Source organism: Streptomyces sp. ICC1 (assembly GCF_003287935.1).
GTDB lineage: Bacteria > Actinomycetota > Actinomycetes > Streptomycetales > Streptomycetaceae > Streptomyces > Streptomyces tritrimontium.
This window is the reverse complement of the sequence record NZ_CP030287.1, coordinates 2,198,267-2,220,342: the sequence shown is the minus strand read 5'-3', so window position 1 is coordinate 2,220,342 and position 22,076 is coordinate 2,198,267. Positions and strand designations below refer to the sequence as shown.

Annotated in this window: 22 protein-coding genes; 14 read left to right on the top strand and 8 right to left on the bottom strand. The window is 71.9% G+C overall.

Features of this window, described 5'->3' with window-relative positions:
- Positions 1-4: 4 nt before the first annotated feature.
- From DRB96_RS10525 to DRB96_RS10510, 4 genes are all read right to left on the bottom strand, one after another.
- Complete coding sequence (locus DRB96_RS10525) at positions 5-916, bottom strand: glycoside hydrolase family 19 protein (protein WP_112453328.1); 912 nt, start codon at positions 914-916, stop codon at positions 5-7.
- A gap of 159 nt (positions 917-1,075) precedes the next feature.
- The gene (locus DRB96_RS10520; RefSeq protein ID WP_112448195.1) at positions 1,076-1,486 is read right to left on the bottom strand and encodes a rodlin; all 411 of its coding nucleotides are present in this window, start codon (positions 1,484-1,486) and stop codon (positions 1,076-1,078) included.
- A 370-nt stretch (positions 1,487-1,856) separates the two neighbouring features.
- Entirely contained in the window at positions 1,857-2,051 is a 195-nt protein-coding gene (locus DRB96_RS10515; protein ID WP_112448194.1) for a DUF5302 family protein, read from the bottom strand.
- Positions 2,052-2,131: 80 nt separating this feature from the next.
- A complete protein-coding gene (locus tag DRB96_RS10510; RefSeq protein ID WP_112448193.1) occupies positions 2,132-2,575 on the bottom strand; it encodes a MarR family transcriptional regulator in 444 nt (147 codons plus the stop codon).
- A 143-nt stretch (positions 2,576-2,718) separates the two neighbouring features.
- Here DRB96_RS10510 and DRB96_RS10505 point away from each other — a divergent pair, with 143 nt between their 5' ends.
- The 3 genes from DRB96_RS10505 (at position 2,719) to DRB96_RS10500 (ending at position 5,410) form a co-directional block, all read left to right on the top strand.
- A complete protein-coding gene (locus tag DRB96_RS10505) occupies positions 2,719-4,269 on the top strand; it encodes an MFS transporter (protein ID WP_112448192.1) in 1,551 nt (516 codons plus the stop codon).
- Positions 4,270-4,380: 111 nt separating this feature from the next.
- Entirely contained in the window at positions 4,381-4,734 is a 354-nt protein-coding gene (locus DRB96_RS44455; protein WP_239517716.1) for a DUF6193 family natural product biosynthesis protein, read from the top strand.
- Between the two features lie 64 nt (positions 4,735-4,798).
- Positions 4,799-5,410: a HutD family protein gene (locus DRB96_RS10500; protein ID WP_112448191.1), complete on the top strand. Its 612-nt coding sequence runs from the start codon at positions 4,799-4,801 to the stop codon at positions 5,408-5,410.
- 456 nt (positions 5,411-5,866) lie between these two features.
- Here the strand turns inward: DRB96_RS10500 and DRB96_RS10495 are convergent, their stop codons facing one another.
- Positions 5,867-6,220 carry a hypothetical protein gene (locus DRB96_RS10495; protein ID WP_204357686.1) on the bottom strand — a complete coding sequence of 118 codons (354 nt, stop codon included), beginning with the start codon at positions 6,218-6,220 and terminating at the stop codon, positions 5,867-5,869.
- A 38-nt stretch (positions 6,221-6,258) separates the two neighbouring features.
- On the opposite strand from DRB96_RS10495, the gene DRB96_RS10490 reads away from it, so the two are divergent.
- Together DRB96_RS10490 and DRB96_RS10485 are read left to right on the top strand one after the other, a co-directional pair.
- Entirely contained in the window at positions 6,259-6,507 is a 249-nt protein-coding gene (locus tag DRB96_RS10490; protein WP_112448190.1) for a hypothetical protein, read from the top strand.
- A gap of 918 nt (positions 6,508-7,425) precedes the next feature.
- Positions 7,426-10,821: a CARDB domain-containing protein gene (locus DRB96_RS10485; protein ID WP_112448189.1), complete on the top strand. Its 3,396-nt coding sequence runs from the start codon at positions 7,426-7,428 to the stop codon at positions 10,819-10,821.
- A gap of 12 nt (positions 10,822-10,833) precedes the next feature.
- On the opposite strand, the gene DRB96_RS10480 is transcribed toward DRB96_RS10485, so the two are convergent.
- Positions 10,834-12,654 carry a glyoxal oxidase gene (locus DRB96_RS10480; protein WP_112448188.1) on the bottom strand — a complete coding sequence of 607 codons (1,821 nt, stop codon included), beginning with the start codon at positions 12,652-12,654 and terminating at the stop codon, positions 10,834-10,836.
- 279 nt (positions 12,655-12,933) lie between these two features.
- Between DRB96_RS10480 and DRB96_RS10475 the strand changes: the two genes are divergently transcribed.
- Both DRB96_RS10475 and DRB96_RS10470 read left to right on the top strand, forming a co-directional pair.
- The gene (locus DRB96_RS10475; protein ID WP_239516828.1) at positions 12,934-13,542 is read left to right on the top strand and encodes a DUF4360 domain-containing protein; all 609 of its coding nucleotides are present in this window, start codon (positions 12,934-12,936) and stop codon (positions 13,540-13,542) included.
- A 273-nt stretch (positions 13,543-13,815) separates the two neighbouring features.
- Entirely contained in the window at positions 13,816-14,034 is a 219-nt protein-coding gene (locus DRB96_RS10470; RefSeq protein ID WP_112448187.1) for an acyl-CoA carboxylase epsilon subunit, read from the top strand.
- Positions 14,035-14,139: 105 nt separating this feature from the next.
- On the opposite strand, the gene DRB96_RS10465 is transcribed toward DRB96_RS10470, so the two are convergent.
- Positions 14,140-15,774: an FAD-dependent monooxygenase gene (locus tag DRB96_RS10465; RefSeq protein ID WP_112448186.1), complete on the bottom strand. Its 1,635-nt coding sequence runs from the start codon at positions 15,772-15,774 to the stop codon at positions 14,140-14,142.
- A gap of 284 nt (positions 15,775-16,058) precedes the next feature.
- Here DRB96_RS10465 and DRB96_RS10460 point away from each other — a divergent pair, with 284 nt between their 5' ends.
- The 7 genes from DRB96_RS10460 (at position 16,059) to DRB96_RS10430 (ending at position 21,206) form a co-directional block, all read left to right on the top strand.
- The gene (locus tag DRB96_RS10460) at positions 16,059-17,171 is read left to right on the top strand and encodes a SchA/CurD-like domain-containing protein (RefSeq protein ID WP_112448185.1); all 1,113 of its coding nucleotides are present in this window, start codon (positions 16,059-16,061) and stop codon (positions 17,169-17,171) included.
- A gap of 62 nt (positions 17,172-17,233) precedes the next feature.
- Positions 17,234-17,560, top strand: coding sequence for a cupin domain-containing protein (locus DRB96_RS10455; RefSeq protein WP_112453326.1), 327 nt, complete (start codon positions 17,234-17,236; stop codon positions 17,558-17,560).
- On the top strand, positions 17,557-18,855 hold the full coding sequence (locus DRB96_RS10450) for a beta-ketoacyl-[acyl-carrier-protein] synthase family protein (RefSeq protein ID WP_112448184.1): 1,299 nt from the start codon (positions 17,557-17,559) through the stop codon (positions 18,853-18,855). The genes DRB96_RS10455 and DRB96_RS10450 overlap by 4 nt, the downstream gene beginning before the upstream one ends.
- Positions 18,852-20,087, top strand: a complete 1,236-nt coding sequence (locus DRB96_RS10445) for a ketosynthase chain-length factor (protein WP_112448183.1) — start codon at positions 18,852-18,854, stop codon at positions 20,085-20,087. The genes DRB96_RS10450 and DRB96_RS10445 overlap by 4 nt, the downstream gene beginning before the upstream one ends.
- Before the next feature lie 18 nt (positions 20,088-20,105).
- Positions 20,106-20,363, top strand: a complete 258-nt coding sequence (locus DRB96_RS10440) for a phosphopantetheine-binding protein (protein WP_112448182.1) — start codon at positions 20,106-20,108, stop codon at positions 20,361-20,363.
- Position 20,364: 1 nt separating this feature from the next.
- Entirely contained in the window at positions 20,365-20,844 is a 480-nt protein-coding gene (locus DRB96_RS10435; RefSeq protein ID WP_112448181.1) for an SRPBCC family protein, read from the top strand.
- A gap of 20 nt (positions 20,845-20,864) precedes the next feature.
- Positions 20,865-21,206, top strand: a complete 342-nt coding sequence (locus DRB96_RS10430) for a TcmI family type II polyketide cyclase (protein WP_112448180.1) — start codon at positions 20,865-20,867, stop codon at positions 21,204-21,206.
- Between the two features lie 143 nt (positions 21,207-21,349).
- Here the strand turns inward: DRB96_RS10430 and DRB96_RS10425 are convergent, their stop codons facing one another.
- Positions 21,350-21,694 carry a hypothetical protein gene (locus DRB96_RS10425; protein ID WP_112448179.1) on the bottom strand — a complete coding sequence of 115 codons (345 nt, stop codon included), beginning with the start codon at positions 21,692-21,694 and terminating at the stop codon, positions 21,350-21,352.
- Between the last annotated feature and the right edge of the window lie 382 nt (positions 21,695-22,076).

Sequence of the window (22,076 nt, the reverse complement as noted above, 5' to 3'; positions counted from 1 at the left end):
GGGATCAGCAGGTCAGGTTGTTGCCCGGGGTCACGCCCAGGAGCTGGGTGAAGCTCTGGTAGGTGTTCACCCGGCTCTGGACTTGGGCGGGGTTGCCGCCGTTGCACTCCAGGGCGCCGTTGATGGAGCGGATGGTCTCGCCGAAGCCCGCGCCGTTGACCATGGCCGCGTGGGCCGTCATCGTGCCCGGGCCGTTCTGGGTGTTCCAGTACCAGAGCGCGGTCTTCATGGCGACCGCCAGGTCCTGCTCGACGAGGTAGGGGTTGGCGAGGAGGTTGATGCCGAGGGCGTCCCCGGCCGCCTTGTAATTGAAGTTCCAGCTCAGCTGGATGGGACCGCGCCCGTAGTAGGCGGCCTGCCCGGCCGGACAGCCGTACGGCTGGTTCGTGTCGCAGTAGTGCGGGTAGTTCGCGGTGTTCTGCTCGACGATGTGGACGAGTCCGCCCGTCTCGTGCGAGGCGTTGGCCAGGAAGGCGGCCGCCTCGCGCCGCTTGACGGTGTCGTCACCGGTGGTGGCGAAGCCGGGGTACGCCGACAGCGCCGCGACCAGGCCGTTGTAGGTGTAGAAGGGGTTCCGGTTCGGGAACATTCGGTTGAACTGGGCCTCGCTGACCACGAATCCGGAGGGGTTGGGTGTGTCCGGGTCCGGGTCGGGGGTCTGGCCGCCGCCGCAGGCGCCCTGGTCGGACCAGACGCCCCACTGGCCCGTGGTGCCCGGAGTCTCGTTCTGGGTCCACCACTTGGCCAGCCAGTTGTGGCCGCCGTACGAGGCGTTCATCCCGTTGGTGTAGACGGCCGAGGGGGCCCACGCGCCGACGCAGGCAGGAGCCGCCGCGGCGGGGGAGGCGGGCAGGGCGATCGCGAGGCCGAGGGCGGCGGCAGTGGCGGCGGCCAGGGAGAGGGCGCGGCGGCGCAGGGTGCGCATCACGGAAGTGCTCCTTCAGTGGGGGGAGTTGTCGTGGGGGACAACTACCGCCACTGAACCGAGGATGGTCTGGACCTGTCAAGGTCTAGACCAAAACGAAGCGCCGGTGCCGACCCCCGGAGGGGTGTGGCACCGGCGCTTCGCGGTGGATCAGCTGCCGGCGGAGAGGTTGCCGGAGAGGACCGGGATGTTGTCGAGGATGTGCGAGGCCGAGTCGTCGCCCTTGGCCTGGGTGGAGTTCTCGGCGCACTGCTGGTTCTGCGGGTTGGCGAGGACGTTGATGTCCTGGACGCCGACGTTGACCAGGGCCAGGATCGACTGGGCGTTGACCTTCGCGGGCAGGCCGACACAGAGCTTGTTGAGCGAGCCCTGGATGGCGGACATCTGCGGGCTCATCGCGCCGCTGGTCTCCTGGTTGCCGTAGATCTGCGCGGCACCGTTGCCGTTGACCGTGTTGACGCCGTTGTCGTTGCCGATCGCCATCGCCGGGGAGGCTACGGCGGCACCGGCACCCAGAACGGCTGCGGTGGCGGCTGCGGTGGCCATGAACTTCTTGAGCATGTGGGGGATCCTTCTTCTGTCGCACTGTCGCATGAGATAGCTGCCCTCGGCGGGACGAGCTGCTCAACTGCCGTGGACACCAGGGGTTATCACCCGTCACCCGACTGGCGGAACAGTCCACCCCGCAAGGGGCGGCCGACGTCGGCCGATTGACCCAAAGCCGCCCGTCGGCGGATCCCACTCCCCGTGCTGAACCCCGTACGCGGAAGCCGTGCGCGACCCGGCGTGCGATTGCGTGCGCGGACCCGGCTGTGAGCCCGGTCCGCGAACCCCCTGCTCGCCGCCCCCGACCGGATCCGGACCAGATCCTGGTCCCTGACCCCGTCGAGGCCGGCCGGCGCGGTGTCGCGTCGCCGCGACCGCGCCTCGGTCAGCCGGTCTTGCGGCGGACCTTCTTGTTCTTGCCGCCGGGGCCGTTGCCGCCGGAACCCTGGATCTTCGCCCGGCTCTGGTGTGCCTGCTGAGACTGGGCATTCGCGGCGTTCCGCTCCAGGGCCTCCTTGAACTTGCGCTTGGCTTCCTCGGCCGGCGACTCGTTCTTGGGGGTGTCTGTTTCTTCTGCCATGTGTCCTCCTGGAATGTCTGAAGCCGTAGCAGTCTGTCAGGTGACGTTTCCCCTGGCCAGCGCGTTCCGGCCGGGCGGGTTCAGGCGTCCTTCTCCAGGGTCGGTCGCAGCCGCTCCAAAAGTGCGTAGAGCGTCGCGCTCTCGGCGTCGTCCAAGGCGTCCAGCGCGCCGTGCGTGGCCTGCATCTCCTCGCGCACCCGGCGGATCACCTCGCGGCCGGCCTCGGTGGCCACCACGTTCTTGACCCGGCGGTCGGCGCGGTCGGGCTCGCGGCGCACCAGCTCACGGGCTTCCAGCCGGTCCACGATCCCGGTGACGTTCGAGGCGTCGCACACCAGCAGGGCGGCCAGGCCGCGCATGGGCAGCGGGCCGTTCAGCTGGGCGAGGACCTTGGCCTGGGTCGAGGTGAGGCCGTGGTGGGCGGCGGCCGCCGCGAAATCGCGCCACTGGGCCGTGCCGATCGCGGCGAGCAGCTCCAGGAGCTCCAGCTTGGTCGGGGCGGCGTGCGGGGTGGTGGCGCTCATACCGCGAGCGTACTCAAGGTGCTTCACATTATCAACCTTTTACTTGACCACCTTAACTATTGAGGTCTACCGTCTGCTGGAGTCGAAGTACTTGATGAAGTCAAACATCTGTGATCTGAAGCACTGAGAAGGTCTTCCCTGCCATGAGCACCACCCCCTCCGCCACCACGCAGGACGGCGGGCACCGGAACGAGACGGTCATCGTCTTCGCCCTGAGCCTCGCCGCCATGGTCGTGTCGATGATGCAGACGCTGCCCGTCCCGATCCTCGGGCTGATCCGCAGCGATCTCGGCACCACCACCGCCAACGTCAGCTGGGTGACCACCGCCACCCTGCTGTCCGCCGCCGTCTTCACCCCGCTGCTCGGCCGCTTCGGCGACCAGCACGGCAAGAAGCCGACCCTGGTGGCCGTACTGGGCGTCATGGTCGCGGGCTCCGTCCTCGCCGCACTGGCGTCCTCGCTGCCCCTGCTGATCCTCGGTCGCGTCCTGCAGGGCGCCGCCACCGCGATCTTCCCGCTGGCCCTGTCCGTCCTGCGCGAAGAGGTCCGCCCGCACAAGCTCCCCGGTGCGATGGCCCTGGTCAGCGGCACCCTCGCGTTCGGCAGCGGCATCGCGCTCGTCGCCACCGGCCTGCTGACCTCCGGAGCCGACGCCGACTACCGCAACGCCTTCTGGATGGCCACCGGCTTCGCGGTGCTCGCGCTGCTCGCCGTGGTCTTCCTGGTCCCGGCGACGAAGCACAAGACCGGCGGCCGCACGGACTTCCTCGGCGCGCTCACCCTGGGCATCGCCCTCCTTCTGCTCCTGCTGCCGATCTCCCAGGGCCACGAATGGGGCTGGGCCTCCGGCCGCACCCTGGGCAGCTTCGCCGGCGCCGCCGTCATGGCCGCCGTCTGGGTGCTGACCGAGCTCAAGGTCCGCGAGCCCCTCGTCGACATGAAGATGTTCGTCCACCGCCCGGTGCTCATGGCCAACCTGGCCGGCATCCTCGTCGGCTTCGGCATGTTCGCGAACTTCCTGGGCGTCTCCTACCTCGTCCAGATGCCCAAGGCCCTGACCGGCTACGGCTTCGACGCCTCCATCCTGCGCGCCTCCGTCGAGTTCCTGCTGCCCGGCGCGATCGTCTCGCTCCTGGCCTCCCCGATCGGCGGCCAGCTGGTCCGCCACCGCGGTCCGCGCGTCGCGCTGGCGATGGCCTCGGCCTTCGGCGCCGTCGGCTTCGGCTGGCTCGCGCTCGACCACGGCCACAGTGCCTCGGTCATCGGCGCCGGACTCATCGTCGGCGCCGCCGTGAGCTTCGGCTACGCGGCCATGCCCGCCGTCATCATGGCGAGCGTTCCGCACCACCAGAGCGGCATCGCCAACGGCATCAACTCCATCTCCCGCTCCACCGGCAGTGCGATCGGCAGCGCCATCGTCACCACCATCCTGGCCTCGAAGACGATCGAGCACCTGCCCGCGGGAGTGCCCGCGCTGCCGGCCGAATCCGGCTTCACCCTCACCTTCGCGATCGGTGCGGTGGCCTTCGGCCTGGTCGCCGTGATCAGTGGCATCGGCCTGCGCGGAGCGGGCGGCCCGCGGGCCGCCGCCGCGCAGGGCTCCCCGGCCGCGAAGGCCCCCGCGGCCTCCGCGCAGGCCGCCGGGTCCGCGGAGAAGGTGCCCGCGCGGGCGTCCGGGAACCCCGACGCCTGAGCCGTCGGCACCGCACCACACCACACAGCAACGCACCGACGAACGCCCCCGAGCCTGCGCCGCAGCCGCCCGGGGGCGTTCGCGCGTACCGGCCGGGCCGAGCACCCGGCCATGGCCTTCGGCCATGTCTCCTGGCAGACTCGGCCGGATGTCAGAGGAGCGGTGGCGGCGGCTGCGCGAGCAGCTCGAGGTCCGGGACGCGTCCCGCATCCGCGAACTGGTCGAAGCCGCCTTCGCCGAACCCCGGTTGCGCGCCCTGTCGCCGGGGACAGCGTCTACTGGCTCCGCTTCAGCAGCCGGCCCACTCCGCCGATCGTCTTCGCCGGCCTGCCGTCGGCCCGCGCGCTGGCGGGCGGACGCTACGAGGTGCGGACGTCCGACGGCCGACTGCGGGAGGCCGAGGGCACGGCCGGGGCCGTCGACCTGCTGGTCGCCGCGCTCCCGGCGGACGTCCCCGCCGCGTAGGGGACGGCCGCCGGATAGGCTCCTCCGGGTCCGGGAAGCGACTCCCGGACCTGGAAGAGGTGTCATGACCAGCGAAGCGGCGATCCGGATCCTGCGGGCGGCCGGCCGGCCGGCGGCCGGATGGAAGAACGGCGGGGGAGTCACCCGCGAGATCGCCGCCTGGCCCGAGGGCGCCGGGATGGACGATTTCGCGTGGCGGGCCAGCCTCGCCGAGGTCACGGCCGACGGACCCTTCTCCGTCTTCCCGGGCGTCGACCGCACGCTCACCCTGGCCGAGGGCGCCGGCATGGACCTGCGAGTCGCGGGCGTACGGCGCCTCGTGGACCGGCGGCTGGAGCCGCGGGAGTTCCCCGGGGACCAGCCGACCGACTGCCGGCTGCTGGGCGGCCCGGTGGTGAACTTCAACGTGATGTACCGCCGGGGCGCCGTGTCGGCCGCGACCGCCGTCGTACGGGGCGCCCTCGCGCTCACCGTCGGGCCCGGCGAGACGCTGCTGGTGGTGGCCCTGGAGGGATCCGCCGAGGTCGGGGGATCCGTCGAACTGGGCACGTACGACGCGGCTTTGGTGACGGGGCCGCGTGAGCTCGCGCTACGGAGCTCCGGGTGCGCGGCGGTGGTCCGGCTCGCCCCGGTCCCGGACCCGGACCCGGTCATGGGCAGGGGTCAGCCGGCGTAGGAGAGCACCCGCTCCACCAGGAGCCGGCGCCGAGGCATAGGCCGATATTGTCCGCGGACTGCGCGGCGGCGGCCTCGGAGCGGGGGAACGTCGCCTCCTCGAAGGCGGCGACGGCACTCCGCGGGTCACCGGAGCGGGACGCGAGGGCGGCGCCCTCTCCGGCGAACGGGGACATCAGGTGTGCGGCGTCGCCGATCAGGGTCGCGCCGGGAGCGGTGGCACCGACGGGCAGCGCGTGGACGGGGCGGCCGACGAAGCGGGTCGTCGCTGTGGGCCACGAGCGCCCGCAGCCGCTCGTCCCAGCCGGCGAACCGCTTCAGGACGGCCTCCTCCGCGGGCACGGACCCCGGCGGTCCACTCCTGGGTCCGCAGGGCGGCGTAGACGAGCAGGCCGGGGGTGAAGGTGGACGGCGCCGGCGGGTGGGTGCTCATGGTGGTGCTCCTCGGGTGGGCCGGTCAGTGGCGGCGGAGTCGGCGAACTCGGGGGTTCGGGGCGAGAGGTCGGGCGCCGTGGCCAGCCACCTTGGCGGGGGCGCCGCGGGGCAGCAGCCGAAGGGCCGGGAGGCAGGCCGCGGTGACGGCCACGACGGCGACGAGGCTGACGGCCATGGCGTGGTCAGGGGCGCCGGAGTGGAGGCAGACGGTGGTGATGACGGCGGAGCCGATGCCGTTGGCCATCTGCTGGACCGCAGTGAGCGAGCCGCCCGCGCTGCCGGCCGCCTCGGCGGAGATGACGCCGAGGGTGATGTCGAAGATGGCGCCGAAGCAGGCGCCCCTGCCGAGGCCGGCGATGAAGACGGCCGGGGCCATCGCCCAGCGGGTGAGGTCCGTGCCGCGGGTGAGGACGAGTGCCAGCAGCCAGCGGTCCGGGCGACACCGCCCTCGGACTGCTGCCGCTGACCCTCGGCATCATCACCTCGGCCGTGGCCGGCATGACCGGCCCCACCCGCGAGCTCGGCCGGACGCTCATCCTGGCCGACATGCTGCTCACCCTCGCCGGCGCGGCTGGCGTGCAGGGCCTGCCGCATGAACAGGGAGGTCACGTAGAGCAGGCCGCTGGTGACCGCGAAGTACAGCATGCCGACGAACAGGCCTGAGGTGAATCCCTTGTTCCGGAAGAGCGAGGGCTTGATGAGCGGTTCGGCGGCGGTGATCTGACGGCGTGCGTACAGGACGAGGAACAGCAGGCCGGCGGCGAGCGAGCCGAGCGCGGTCGCGCCCCAGCCGTGGGTGGAGCCCTCGGTCAGGCCGTAGATCAGGGCGAACAGGGTGAGACCGAGGAGGCTCGCGCCCGGTCCGTCCACGCTCAGGGAGCGGTCGCCGGCGTCGCGGGGGAGGAGCCGGGCGGCGGCGATGGTGCCGAGACGCCGAGGGCCAGGTTGATCAGGAAGACGGGGCGCCGGGACAGGCCCGCGAGGTCGGCGTCGATGAGGAACCCGGCGGGGATCGGGCCGCCGACGGTGGCAGCGCCGAGCGCGAGGCCTCCCTGGCCGAAGGGGTGCGCGGGCGGGCCGAAGGGGTGACGGTGCGGGGAGCCCTGCGGGCCCTCTTCGCCGGCCGGGGTCCTCGCCCCGGCGGCCGTGATCGCCGAGGAGGTCGGGTGCCCGGCCGACGACCTCTCGCTGCGGATCCTGGCCCGCTACGTCCTGGAGATCCCCGATCTCGCGGGCGCGCGGCGGGACCCGCGCCGACCCTGGACCTCGCCTTCGACCACCTGGAGCGCGGCTGGCCCGGGGTCTGATCCGGGGTCTGATCCGGGGTCTGATCCGGCTCCGGTCCGGGGTCTTCCCAACGCCCGTCCGTGTGCGGAGCGTTGACAAAGTCGTCATCTGCTAGAAACCTGTGCCGCGATGGCCGCATAACTGCGATCAGATCACTCAAAAACTAAAGAACGATCCGCAAGTTTGCGGCAGGCGTGTACGCGTGCCTGCTGAAGTCCCACGCTCGGCCCTCCCGCCCGGTGCATCGGCACCGGGCGGGCACAGGGCGGGTCCCCCCATGGAACAGAGGACAGCATGAGATGGAAGCAAGGCGGCCGGCTGCTGCTGGCCGGCACGGTGGTCGCGGGACTGGTGTCCGTCGGCCTCCTGCCCGTCACCTTCGCCGCCGCCGCGGGCGGACCCAACCTCGCCCTCGGCAAGGCGGTCACCGCGAGCGGATCCCTCGGCGGATACGGGGCCTCGGGAGTCAACGACGGCAACCAGGGCTCGTACTGGGAAGGGCCGTCGGGCACCTTCCCGACGTGGGTGCAGGTGGACCTCGGCAGTGGCGTCGCCGTCGACCAGGTGGTGCTGAAGCTGCCCGCCGGATGGGAGACGCGCACCGAGACGCTGACCGTGCAGGGCAGCACGGACGGGAACGCCTTCAGCACCCTGTCCGCCTCCGCGGGCCGGGTGTTCAACCCGTCCCAGTCCAACGCGGTGACCATCGGCTTCCCCGCCGCGACCGTGCGCTTCGTGCGGGTGAGCGTCACCGCCAACACGGGCTGGCAGGCCGCGCAGATATCCGAGCTCGAGGTGTACTCCGCCGACGGCAGCGGCGGTCCCGGCGACCCCGGCGATCCGGGCACGCCGCCCCCCGTCGGTGTGAACCTCGCCAAGGGCAAGCCGATCGAGGCCTCCTCCACCACCCAGTCCTTCGTCGCGGCCAACGCCAACGACGACAGCGTCACCAGCTACTGGGAGGCGGGCGGCCAGCAGTCCACGCTGACCGTGAAGCTCGGCTCCAACGCGGACGTCACCGGGATCGTCCTCAAGCTCAACCCCGACCCCGCCTGGTCCCACCGCACCCAGGGCTTCGAGGTCCTGGGCCGCGAGCAGTCCGCGACCGCCTTCACCACCCTGAAGGCCCGCGCCGACTACTCCTTCAGCCCCGGCGGCAACCAGAACACCGTGACCGTCCCCGTCACCGGCCGGCTCGCGGACGTGCAGCTGAAGTTCTCCGGCAACTCCGGGGCCGGCGGCGGTCAGGCCGCCGAGTTCCAGGTCATCGGCTCCGCCGCGCCGAACCCGGACCTGACGGTCCCGGACCTCTCCTGGTCCCCGGCCGCCCCCTCCGAGAGCGAGGCCGTCACCGTCAACGCCACCGTCCGCAACGCCGGTACGGTCGCCTCCCCGGCCACGTCCGTCAACGTCAGCCTCGAAGGTGCCGTCTCGGGCACGGCCCCGGTCGGCGCCCTCGCCGCAGGTGCTTCGACGACCGTGCCCGTCTCCGTCGGCAAGCGCCCGATGGGCAGCTACACCGTGTCCGCCGTCGTCGACCCGGCCGGTACCGTCGCCGAGCAGGACGACACCAACAACAGCCGCACCGCCGCCGCGAAGCTCGTCGTCGGCCAGGCTCCCGGCCCCGACCTGCAAGCCCTCTCCATCACGAGCAACCCGGCCAACCCGGCCGTGGGCGCCCCGGTCTCCTTCACCGTGGCCGTACACAACCGGGGCACCACCGGGGTGGGCGCGGGCACCGTCACCCGGCTGGCCGCGGGTACCACCACCCTGAACGGCCCCACCCCGGCGATCGCCGCCGGGGAGACCGTCAACGTGGCGATCAACGGCACCTGGACGGCGACCAGCGGCGGGGCCACCCTCACCGCCACCGCCGACGGGACGGGCCTCGTCGCCGAGACCAACGAGAACAACAACACCCACTCCCGTGCCGTGGTGGTCGGCCGCGGCGCCGCGCTCCCGTACACCGAGTACGAGGCGGAGGCCGGCAGCTACACCGGCACGCTGCTGCGGAGCGACGCCAAGCGCACCTTCGGGCACACCAACTTCGCCACCGAGTCCTCGGGCCGCGAGTCGGTGCGCCTGGGCTCGACCGGCCAGTACGTGCAGTTCACCTCGACCGTCCCGACCAACTCCATCGTGGTGCGCAACTCCGTCCCGGACGCGGCGAACGGCGGTGGCGCGGACGCCACCCTCAGCCTCTACATCAACGGCAGCTTCGCCCAGAAGCTGAACCTCTCCTCCCAGCACAGCTGGCTCTACGGCAGCACGGACAGCCCGGAAGGCCTGACCAACACCCCTGGCGCAGACGCCCGCAGGCTCTTCGACGAATCCCACGCCCTGCTCGCGCAGAGCTACCCGGTCGGCACCACCTTCCGCCTCCAGCGCGACGCGTCAGACACGGCCTCGTACTACGTCATCGACCTGATCGACCTGGAGCAGGTGGCCCCGGCGGCGGCCAAGCCCGCCGAGTGCACCTCGATCACCGACTACGGCGCGATCCCGAACGACGGCATCGACGACACGCTCGCCATCCAGCGGGCCGTGACCGCCGACCAGAACGGGCAGATCGCCTGCGTCTGGATCCCGCAGGGCCAGTGGCGCCAGGAGCAGAAGATCCTCACCGACGACCCGCTGAACCGGGGCCAGTTCAACCAGGTGGGCATCAGCAACGTCTCCATCCGCGGCGCGGGCATGTGGCACTCCCAGCTCCACACGCTGACCCAGCCGCAGAACGCGGGCGGCATCAACCACCCGCACGAGGGCAACTTCGGCTTCGAGATCGACGACAACACCCAGATCTCCGACATCGCCATCTTCGGTTCGGGCCGGATCCGCGGCGGCGACGGCAACGCCGAAGGCGGCGTGGGCCTCAACGGTCGCTTCGGCAAGAACACGAAGATCACCAACGTCTGGATCGAGCACGCCAACGTCGGTGTCTGGGTCGGCCGCGACTACGACAACATCCCGGCCCTGTGGGGTCCCGGCGACGGCATCGAGTTCACCGGCATGCGGATCCGCGACACGTACGCCGACGGCATCAACTTCGCCAACGGCACCCGCAACTCCACCGTCTTCAACTCGTCCTTCCGCACCACCGGTGACGACGCCCTCGCGGTGTGGTCCAGCAAGTACGTGAAGGACCAGTCGGTCGACATCGGCCACGACAACCACTTCCGCAACAACACCATCCAGCTTCCGTGGCGCGCCAACGGCATCGCGCTCTACGGCGGTTACGGCAACACCATCGAGAACAACCTGATCTACGACACCATGAACTACCCCGGCATCATGCTGGCGACCGACCACGACCCGCTGCCCTTCTCCGGGCAGACCCTGATCTCCGGCAACGGACTCTTCCGCACGGGCGGCGCCTTCTGGGGCGAGGCCCAGGAGTTCGGGGCGATCACGCTCTTCGCCGCCAACCTGCCCATCCCGGGCGTCACCATCCGCGACACCGACATCCACGACTCGACGTACGACGGGATCCAGTTCAAGACGGGCGGCGGCACCGTGCCCGACGTGAAGGTCACCAACGTGCACATCGAGAAGTCTAACAACGGGGCCGGAATCCGGGCCCACGGCGGGGCGCGCGGCAGCGCCACCCTGTCGAACGTCACCATCACGGGCTCGGCCGACGGGAACGTCCTGGTCGAACCCGGCTCGCAGTTCGTGATCAACGGCGGCTGACCGCGGGCAGGTTCAGCGCTTGCCGAGTTTGACCCACCTCGCCGTACCGGGGACACCCTTCGCGTCGAGGAGGAACAGCATGTAGTAGCCGGGCGGGGCGTCGGCCGAGGTGGCCGGCGCCCGCAGTCCGATCGTGCGGCCGCGGACGCCGGTCATCCGCAGCTCCAGATGGCGCTGGCTGGTGTTCACCGCGTGGGTGACGGTGGTCGGCGCCAGCAGAACGGCGCGCCGCACCCCGGCGGCCGTCGGGCTCTCGACGGAGAACTCCGCGCCGTGGGCGATCTCGCCCGCCGGGACCCGGTCGAGCACGGGCCGGGCGCCCCGGTGCAGGTAGGCGGGCTCGAAGATCTCGATCGAGCCGTCCATGCCGTCCTTGATGTCCGGGTCGTTGGCGATCTGCTGCAGCTCGTCTCCGGTGACCATGACCCGGCCGTCCGGCAGCACCAGGGCGTTGGAGTGGTAGCCCCGGGGCAGCCTCTGGGCCGGCCCCAGCCGCCACCGTCCGTCAGCGCCGCGCAGTTCGGTCTGCCGGTACTTGAGGTCGGCCTTCGGGTTGAACGGCCCGAATCCGTAGTTCCGGGTGTCCAGCGCCCCGTTGACCGTCAGCAGCGTGCCGTCCGGCAGGATCAGGGTGTCGTCCTGGGTCCGCCCGAAGGCGCGCGGCTCCTCCGTGGTCCAGCGGCCGCCCGCCCCGCCCGACAGCCGGTAGGTGTTCGCGTCGCGCGGGTCCCCGCCGAGCACCAGGACCGAGTCCGGGCCCCGGAATCCGGCCGGGAGCGGCACGGCGGAGCCGTAGCCCCGGAAGTCGGCGGGCCGTCGGGGCAGGTCCGTACGGGTCTGCGCGCGCGGGTCGAAGAGCCACTGCTGGTCGGCGTCGCGCCCCAGCCCGTAGATCATGCCGTCCCGCAGGGAGAGCAGGTGCGGGTAGTCGTTGCGGAACGGCGCGTCCGGCCGCAGCCGCTGCGAGGCGATGTCCAGCGGGATGTCGAAGGGCCGCCAGGGCACCGGCTGCCCGAGCGCGGGGAACCGCTCCACCACCGCAGTGGGCGTCCCCGTACCGCGCTCGGACTGGCCGGACATGATGATCTGCCTGCCGTCCGCGCCGGTCACCACCGAGGGGTACCAGCGGCCCACCGCCATGTCGCGGTTGCGGTACCAGCCCTCCGTCCACGGGTCGAAGACGAAGGACAGCTTCGCTCCGCTGCCGCCCTTGCCGCCCGTGTTGCCGCCGAACACCCCCAGCATCCCGTTGGGGAGGAAGGAGTGCCCGGCGCAGAAGAACGGCGCCGGGCGCGGTGCGTGCGTACCGTCGGGCATCAGCACGACGGGCGGCGTGACCTTCTTGAAGGCGCCGGCGCCGGTCCCCTTCGCGGGATCCCACAGGTAGGCGCGGCCCGCGTTCGTCGGCCCGATCCGGTCCGTGGGGCCGGTCTCCTTGGTGGGATCGGTCTCCACCCGGGAGAAGGAGAAGAGCAGCACCTTGCCCGTGGGCAGCTGGGCGACGTGCACGCCGAAGTCGGGGGAGGGGAAGTAGTCGGTGAACCGTCCCGAGACCGCCGCCTCGAAACCGGAGTTGGCCCGGCGCTGCGATGCGGCGAGCGACGCCAGGCTCCCGGTGCGCCGCGACTGCGGGTACTCCCCGGCCCCCTTGGCCGCGCTGCGCAGCTCCGTGTGCGCCCGCGCGTGGTCCGCGCCGACGACCGCGGCCTCGGCGCTGTCGCCCGCGCCCCCGGCATCGTGTCCGGGGGCTGCCGCGGCGGGCGTGGCCGCGAGGATCAGGGTGGAGACGATCGCGGCGGCGGACGATACGACGGACCGTTGCAGGCGGCGCATGGGACTCCTCGGCGCAGGCGGTTCCCGCGAGGCGCTCATAGTAGGAAATACCTGCGCGAATCCCTGGTGTGACGCGGGCGGAGCCCAGCCCGTGAGCCATTCGGCCGTGCCGTCCACACTGCTCGAAACGTTTCTGCGGTGAATGGGACCGGCCATCGGAGTGATGCCGCGCACCCGGTCACGGGTCGGCTCCCCGCGGACCGCTTCCATGGCCGGGTGATCAAAACACTGCGCACCGCGCTCGGCGCCGCCGCCGTGACGGGCAGCCTCCTCGTGCTCCTGCCCGCCTCCGCCGCCGGAGCCGCCGCCGGCCCCGGCACCTTCGCCGCGCCGGAGGACAGGGTGACCGTCGACGTCGCCACGGTCAACGGCTCGGGCTGCCGGCCGGGCAGCGCCACCGTCGCCGTGGCTGAGGACAACTCGGCCTTCACCGTCACCTACAGCGAGTACCTGGCCATGGCGGGCGGGACCAGCGCCCCGACCGACGCCCGCAAGAACTGCCTGCTCTCCCTGCTCGTACACGTCCCGCAGGGCTACACCTACGCCGTGGCGCAGGTCGACTACCGGGGATTCGGCAGCCTCCAGGAGGGCGCGATCGGCACCCAGAAGGCCAGCTACTACTTCCAGGGCATGAAGCAGACCGAGTACCGCACCCACAAGTTCCGCGGAAAGCTCGACGACAACTGGCAGGCGTCCGACACCACGGGCATCGAAGCCCTCGTCTTCGCCCCCTGCGGCGAGCAGCGCAACTTCAACATCAACACGGAGCTGCGCGCCGAGGTCGGGGCCTCGGACCCGGCCAAGACCAGCTACATGGCGCTCGACTCCACCGACGGCAGCATCAACAGCGTCTACCACTTCTCCTGGAAGAAGTGCCCGGCCCGCTGAACCGGCCCGGCGCCCCGCGGGCGGACCGCCGCGCGGGGCTCCGCCTTCAGGCGTCACGCACCGGGATCCACGGCGGCCCGCCACTCGGACGGCCCAACGGCCACCGGTCGCCTCGGCCCCGTCACCGCCCGGACGGTGCCGCTCTGAGCTGGGGGATCGCGGATTCCCCAGCATGCCGGGGAAGTTGCCCGCCGCTAGCGTCGGCAGCGTCCGGAGTCCTTGGTGATTCCGCGAGGGGGGTCCCGCCATCCGCCTGTGCGAGAGGCCGAGCCGATGCTGAAGGAAGCTCCGATAGCCCCGATAGCCAGCCTGCTCCGTGTGGAGAAGGGCGTGGCCGCCCCCGAGGAACTCGCCGCCATCGCGGTGGTGGTCGCCTGTTTCGCCCGCCGCAACAGCGCGGGAGCGGGGCAGGCACCCGCCGCGACCGCCCGCCGCCGGCGCCCCCCGCACCACGGCTCCGGCTGCTGGTCCGGCTGCTGGGCCTGCGGTTGACGGACCCGATGCCGACGGGCATCCCCCCAAGCGCCCCTGCCCCCGGCCCGCTTACGGGCCGGCGGCAGGGGGACCAACCGGTGGACAGGCCGGTGGTCCGGCCGGTCAGGACCGGCGCAGCACCTGGGACAGCGCCTCGGACAACGCGGCCTGCGGATCGGCCGGCGTGCCCTGCGAACGCCACGCGACGAACCCGTCCGGCCGCACCAGCACCGCGCCCGCGTCCGTCAGCCCGTGCACCTCGGTCCAGTCGACGTCCGCCTCCTGCACCAGATCGGCCCCCGGACCGGATCCGATCGCATAGGCGTCCAACTTCGCCGGCAGCCGCTCGGCCACCCGCTCGGCCGCCGCGCTCCAGGGCGTGCCCGCACCGCTGAGCAGCACGAACGAGCGCTCGTACAGATCCAGCGTGGAGACGCGTTCGCCGTCGGACCGGGTCAGCCACATGTGCGGGGCGCGCGTGCCGACATCACCCTTCATCCGCAGGCCCTCGGGGATGACCGGCCGGTCCGGGTCGGCGCCGACGACCGCGCCGCGCGGATACGCGTACGCCATCGCCGTCGTCAGGACCCCGCTGCCCGGTCCGCCGCCCATGGTCGGCGGCGGCGCGTACCCCGGGTGGCTGTGCTCCGCCGAGCGGGCCGAGGCGCGCTCGGCGGTCGCCCGGGCCACCGGCAGTCGCTCGGCCTCGTAGGTGTCGAGCAGCCCCGGGCCGGCCGACCCGTCGAGGACCGCCGCGATCTTCCAGGCCAGGTTGTGCGCGTCCTGGATGCCGGTGTTGGAGCCGAAGGCCCCGGTGGGGGACATCTCGTGGGCGGCGTCCCCGGCCAGGAACACCCGCCCGGACGAGTACCGCTCCGCCACCCGTTCGGCCGCGTGCCAGGGAGCCTTCCCGCCGACCTCCACGTCCAGGTCCGGTACGCCGATCGCGGCCCGGATCTGCTCGACGCAGCGCTCCTCGGTGAAGTCCTCCAGGGTCTCGCCCCGGTCCGGGTGCCACGGAAGGTGGAAGACCCACTGCGTGTCGTTGTCCACCGGCAGCAGGGCCCCGTCCGCGCCCGGCTTCATCAGGTAGCAGACGATGAAGCGCAGGTCGCCCAGCACCTCGACGAGCCGCCGCGAGCGGAAGGTGACGCTGACGTTGTGGAACAGCTCGCCGCTGCCCGTCTGGGGGATGCGCAACTGCTCGCGCACGGGGCTGCGCGGACCGTCCGCCGCGATCAGGAAGTCCGCGCGCACGGTGATGTGCTCACCGGTCTTCCGGTCCTTGACCAGGGCGTTCACCCCGGTTGCGTCCTGGTCGAAGCTCATCAGCTCGGTGGAGAAGCGCACGTCGGCACCCTGTGCGCGACTCTGCGCGGCGAGGATCGGCTCGATGTTGTTCTGGCTGCACACGCACCAGCCCGTCGGGCTGAACTTGCTCAGGGCGCCGGACGGGTCGATGGCCTTGACCAGCCACTTGTGGTCGCCGCCCAGCAGCGACTCCGTCTGCAGGATGCCCATGTTGTTCTCCAGCACGGAAGCCGCCTGCCGGATCGCGCCCTCGGCCCGCGCCACCCGGAACAGCTCCATGGTCCGTGCGTTGATGCCCCGCCCGCGCGGGTGGTCGGAGGTGCCGGAGTGCTTCTCGACGACCAGGTGCCTGATGCCGTGGCGGCTCAGGAACAGGGAGGTGGACAGACCCACGAGGGAGCCGCCCACGACGAGAACCGGTACGCGAACATCTGCGGTGTCTTCCATCAGCTGCGAGCTCCTGATTTCTGTGGGGGGGAGTGGACTCTTTATGCCCCCGATCGACCGCCAAGCCCAGGAGATTCGCCGGTTGTCACCCGCTTGATCCGGAGATGTAGCGGTACCTCCCCGCCCGGATGACGATGAGCGACAGCGGTTCCCCCGAAGACGCCCCGGCCCGCGTTTCACCGAGACGGCCGCCGGGCCGGGCGGCCACCGCCGATGACGGACCAGGGTCCGTACGCGATGGAACTCCACGCCCTCACACAGGGCCCTCACCAAGGAGTGAGCAGATGACGACCACCCTGTCCGAACGGGTGTCACAGTCCGCCTTCGACGGCTCCATGCTCCGGGTCGTCCTGCTGATGGACCTCCACGAAGGAGCCCAGCAGCGGTTCTTCGAGGCGTACGAGCAACTGCGCCATGACATCGCTTCGGAACCCGGCCACATCAGCGACCAGCTCTGCCAGTCCTTCGAGAACCCCTCGCAGTGGCTGATCACCAGCGAGTGGGAGAGCGCCCCGCAGTACCTCGCCTGGGTCAACAGCGAGCACCACGCCGAGCAGGTCCGCCCCCTCGGCGCCTGCGCCCGCGCCATGCGCCCGCTGAAGTACACCGTCCTGCGCGAGACCGGGCGCGGCTACCAGGATGCGCAGCGGCCCACCGGCGCCCGGCTGCAGGCATCGCCCCGGCTCGGCGCCGACATCGTCCGCCACGCCCTGACCTTCACGGTCAAGCCCGGCAGCGAGAAGGACGTCGCCGCCCTCCTCTCCAGCTACGCCTCCCCGGCCGCCGACGTGGACGGCCACACCCGGCTCTGCCGCACCACGCTCTTCATGCACGGCAACCGCGTCGTGCGTACGGTGGAGGTCCGCGGCGACCTGATGTCCGCGCTGCGCCACGTCTCCGAACAGCCCGAGGTGCGGGCCGTGGAAGAGGCCATCAACCCGCACCTGGAACAGGACCGCGACCTCGGGAACCCCGAGTCCGCCCGGATGTTCTTCATGCGGGCCGCACTGCCCGCCGTCCACCACGTCGCCGCCCGCGAAGCCGGCGCCGCGGACCGCCCGGACGTACGCAGGCACGCACTGTTCTACCCGGCCAAGCCCGGTTGCGGACCGGCGCTGGCCCGCTTCCTGGCCCGGGAGGACGAGGCCGCGGCCCCCCGCCCCGACGCCCCCACGGTGAGCAGCAGCATCTTCCAGCGCGACGACATCGTCGTACGCCTCATCGACGTCCGCAGCCCGTACGGCGAAGGACTGGAGACCGCCTTCGGCGTGCGCGGACCGCGCAAGGCGGCCGTACTCGCCCGCCTGATGGTGCCGTCCGAAGACGGGGCGGCCGCGTCGGCGGTCCGCCACACCATGAGCCTGATCACCGACCGCCGGGCCCCCGCCGAACGCTGACCCGCGGCGGCGACCTCAGGGCAGTGCTCACCCCGACTTCGGTGGGCTGCACCAGCGGTTTCATGGGCCTGGCCGTCATGGCGCCGGGCGAACACATCGCGGAGCACTACCACCCGTACTCCGAGGAGTTCGTGTACGTGGTCGCCGGGACGCTGGAGGTCGACCTCGACGGCGAGGCCCACCCGCTCCTCACCGACCAGGGACTCCTCGTCCCGATGAACGTGCGCCACCGGTTCCGCAACGTCGGGGACACCGAGGCCCGCATGGTCTTCCACCTCGGCCCGCTCGCCCCGGACCCGAAGCTCGGGCACGTGGACACGGAGGAGGCCGTCCACCCGGAGGGCTCCGCCTGGGAGCGGCCCCCGGACCGCGCGGGAGCGGTCTCGTGACCCGCCGGGTGGCCGTCACGGGGGTCGGCGTCGTCGCCCCCGGCGGTATCGGCACCGCCGCCTTCTGGGACCTGCTGTCCAACGGCCGCACGGCGACGCGCGGCATCACCCTCTTCGACCCGACCGGTTTCCGCTCCCGGATAGCCGCGGAGGTCGACTTCGACCCCGCCGAGCACGGACTCTCACCCGAGGAGGCGGCCCGCGCGGACCGGTACATCCAGTTCGCCCTGGTCGCCGCGGGAGAGGCCGTCCGCGACGCGGGCCTCGACCTCACCACCGACGAGGCCTGGCGCACCGGAGTCTCCCTCGGCACCGCCGTGGGCGGCACCACCCGCCTGGAGCACGACTACGTGGCCGTCAGCCAGTCGGGCGCATGGTGGGACGTGGACCACCGGCTCGCCGGGCCCCACCTGCACCGGGCGTTCACCCCGGCCACCCTGGCCTCCGCCGTGGCGGAGAAGACCGGAGCGCGCGGGCCCGTCCAGACCGTCTCCACCGGATGCACCTCCGGACTCGATGCCATCGGCTACGCCGTCCACTCCATCGCCGAAGGCCGGATGGACATCTGCATCGCCGGGGCCTCGGACTCACCCGTCTCGCCCATCACCGTGGCCTGCTTCGACGCCATCAAGGCCACCTCGCCGAACAACGACGACCCCGCCCACGCGTCCCGGCCCTTCGACGCCGACCGCGACGGCTTCGTCCTCGGCGAGGGCGGCGCCGTCCTCGTACTGGAAGAGCTGGAACACGCCCGCGCCCGCGGCGCCACCGTCTACTGCGAGATCGGCGGCTACGCCACCTTCGGCAACGCCCACCACATGACCGGGCTGACCACCGACGGTCTGGAGATGGCGCGGGCCATCGAAACCGCCCTCGCCCAGGCCCGGACAGGCGCCCACGAGATCGACTACGTGAACGCGCACGGCTCCGGGACCAAGCAGAACGACCGCCACGAGACCGCCGCGGTCAAGCGGGTCCTGGGCGCCCACGCGTACAAGACGCCGATGACCTCCATCAAATCCATGGTGGGGCACTCCCTCGGCGCGATCGGGGCGATCGAGCTGGCCGCCTGCGTCCTGGCGATGACCCACCAGGTGGTACCGCCCACGGCCAACTACGAGACCCCCGATCCCGAATGCGACCTGGACTACGTCCCCCGCGTCGCCCGCGAACGCACGCTGCGCAGCGTGCTCTCCGTCGGCAGCGGGTTCGGCGGCTTCCAGTCCGCGGTCGTCATGACCCGGTCCAAGGAGCCCAAGAAGTCCAAGCAGCCCAAGGAGGAGGTGGTCTCGTGAGCGACCGTACGGTCATCACGGGCATCGGGGTCATCGCGCCCAACGGCATCGGCGCCGACGCCTTCTGGAAGGCGACACAGGCGGGCACCTCGGTCCTGGGCCGGGTCACCCGGGAGGGCTGCGAGCACCTCCCGCTGCGCGTCGCGGGCGAGGTACGGGGCTTCGACCCGGCTTCGATGGTCGAGGAACGCTATCTCGTCCAGACCGACCGCTACACCCACCACGCCCTCGCCGCGGCCGACCTCGCCCTGGAGGACGCCCGGCTCGGCCGCGCCGACTACGAGGACGACCCCTTCTCGGTCGGCGTGGTCACCGCGGCCGGCTCCGGCGGCGGCGAATTCGGCCAGCGCGAGCTGCAGCACCTGTGGGAGCAAGGCCCCCGCTATGTCGGCCCCTACCAGTCGATCGCCTGGTTCTACGCCGCCAGCACCGGCCAGATCTCCATCCGCCGGGGTCTCAAGGGCCCGTGCGGGGTCGTCGCCGCCGACGAGGCCGGCGGGCTCGACGCCTTCGCACACGCGGCCCGGGCCATCCGCCAGGGCAGCCGGGCCATGCTCGTCGGAGCGACCGAGGCGCCCCTGGCCCCCTACTCCATCGTCTGCCAGCTCGGCTACGAGGCACTGAGCACGCACGACGATCCGGAGCGCGCCTACCGGCCGTTCACCGACAAGGCCTGCGGCTACGTACCCGCCGAGGGCGGCGCGATGTTCCTCGTCGAGGACGAGCGGGCGGCCCGGCGCCGCGGCGCCTCCGTCCGGGCCGTCCTGGCCGGGCACGCCGCGACCTTCACCGGCCCGCACCGCCCCGAGACGGCCGAGAAGTCCGGCGAAGGACTGGCCCACGCGATCCGGGGAGCCCTGCGGGACGCGGGCTGCGCCCCCGAGGAGGTCGACGTGGTCTTCGCCGACGCGGTCGGCACCCCGCAGGCCGACCGGGCCGAGGCGGCCGCGATCCTCTCCGCCCTCGGAGCACACGGCCGCACGGTGCCGGTGACGGCGCCCAAAACCGGCACGGGCCGGGCCTACTGCGCGGCCCCCGTCCTCGACACGGCCGCCGCCGTCCTCGCCCTGGAGCACGGCATCGTCCCGCCCACGCCGAACGTCTTCGACGTGTGCCACGACCTCGACGTGGTGACCGGCAGCGCCCGCACGGCGGAGCTGCGCACCGCGCTCGTCCTGAGCCGGGGCCTGATGGGCTCCAACGCCGCGCTCGTCCTGCGCATCCCCGCCTAGAGACAGAAGGAGCCGCTCATGTCCGAACGACTGACCGTCGAAGAGCTGGCCGCGCTGATGAAGTCCGGCGCCGGCATCACCGTGGACCCGGCCGACATGAAGAACCGCCCGGACTCCCTGTTCGACGACTACGGCCTCGACTCGCTGGGCCTGCTCGGGATCGTGGGCCTGCTGGAGAACCAGCGCGGCCGGGCGCTGCCCACCGACGCGGACCGCTGCAAGACCCCCAAGGAGTTCCTCGAACTCGTCAACACCAGCCTGATGACCGGAGCTTGAGATGGCAGGACACACGGAGAACGAGATCACCGTCGGTGCGCCGATGGACGTGGTCTGGGAGATGACCAACGACCTCCCCAGCTGGCCCGGACTCTTCAGCGAGTACGCCTCGCTGGAGATCCTCGAGGAGGACGGGCCCACCACCCGCTTCCGCCTGACCATGCACCCCGACGAGAACGGCACGGTGTGGAGCTGGGTCTCCGAGCGCACCCCCGACCCCGTCAGCCGGACCGTGCGCGCCCGCCGCGTCGAGACGGGCCCCTTCGAGCACATGGACATCCACTGGCAGTACTTCGAGGTGCCCGGCGGCACCCGGATGGTGTGGACCCAGGACTTCGCGATGAAGCCGCAGGCCCCCGTGGACGACGCGGGCATGACCGACCGCATCAACCAGAACTCCAAGATCCAGCTGGAACTGATCCGGGACAAGATCGAACAACGCGAACGCGAGAGCCGCACGCCCGCGGTCAGCCGCGTCTGAGACGAAAGGCACCACTTCGGATGCACCGCGCCCTCATCGTCGCCCGCATGGCGCCGCAGTCCGCCCCCGACATCGCCGAGCTCTTCGCGGCCTCGGACTCGGGTGAACTGCCGCACCTCGTCGGGGTCACCCGCCGCAGCCTCTTCCAGTTCGGCGACGTGTACATGCACCTCATCGAATCCGACCGCCCCCCGGGCCCGGCCATCGCAGAGGTGACCGGCCACCCGGAGTTCCGGGACCTCAGCGACCGGCTCACCGCCTACATCAGCCCGCACAACCCGGAGACCTGGCGCAGCCCCAAGGACGCCATGGCCCAGGAGTTCTACCGCTGGGAGAGCCCGGGCCGCTCCCGTACATCCTGACCATACGGGCGCCCCGCGCGACCGGCAGGCCTCGGGCCCCGCACCCCCCGGGTGCGGGGCCCGCCACCGGTCGCCCCGCCACAAGCTCCCCGGCAACCCGACGCCGCACCGCAGACTGCCCCGGACCGCCCTCCATGCGCCGCTCACGTCCGCCTCCCCGCCACCGCCGCGCAGGCCAGCGCCAGCGGCAGCTCCGCACCGGCCGCCAAGAGCAGCGCCAGCGCCCGCTCCCCGCCTGCCGAGGTCGTGACATCGAACCAGGCATCGGCCACCAGCAGCGCCGCCGTCGCCGCAGCCACGGGCACCACCCGCGGGTCCTGCCGGCGCAGCAGCAGCCCCGTACCCGTGAGCCCCGCCGCCAGCATCACGTCCAGGCCTATCCACGCCGTCGCCCAGTTCGACACTTCGGTGCGCTGCGGCAGCGTCTTGGCCAGCACCAGCATCCACGGCACCAGCGCCAGCCCGGCGCCGGTCAGCACCGAAGCCATCTTCGGAGGAGTCCGCCCGACGGACCGACCGGTTTTCCGGGCGGCCGGGCGGGGCGACGTACGGGGTCGGTACTGCGGGGCTGCGAGGGCCATGGCGGAGTCTCCTTCCGCCCGCCGGTCCGTCCGCCGGGCACACCACAAGATTCCTCGCGCGGGCCCCCGAAATCAGTAGCCCCAATGTCCGAACCGGGGGTGGTGCCAGCTACACCCCAGACCGGGCACCAACGTGGTGGATCCGCCCTGGCCGGCGCGATTACCGTACGTGCATGGCAAGTTCCGGAGCGCTGCGGCGTACATTCGACTGGACCAGGGCGCATGCGCCCTGGTCTCCCTGGGCCTGGCGCAACACCGCCTTCAGCGCGGCCGCGATCCCGCCCGCCCA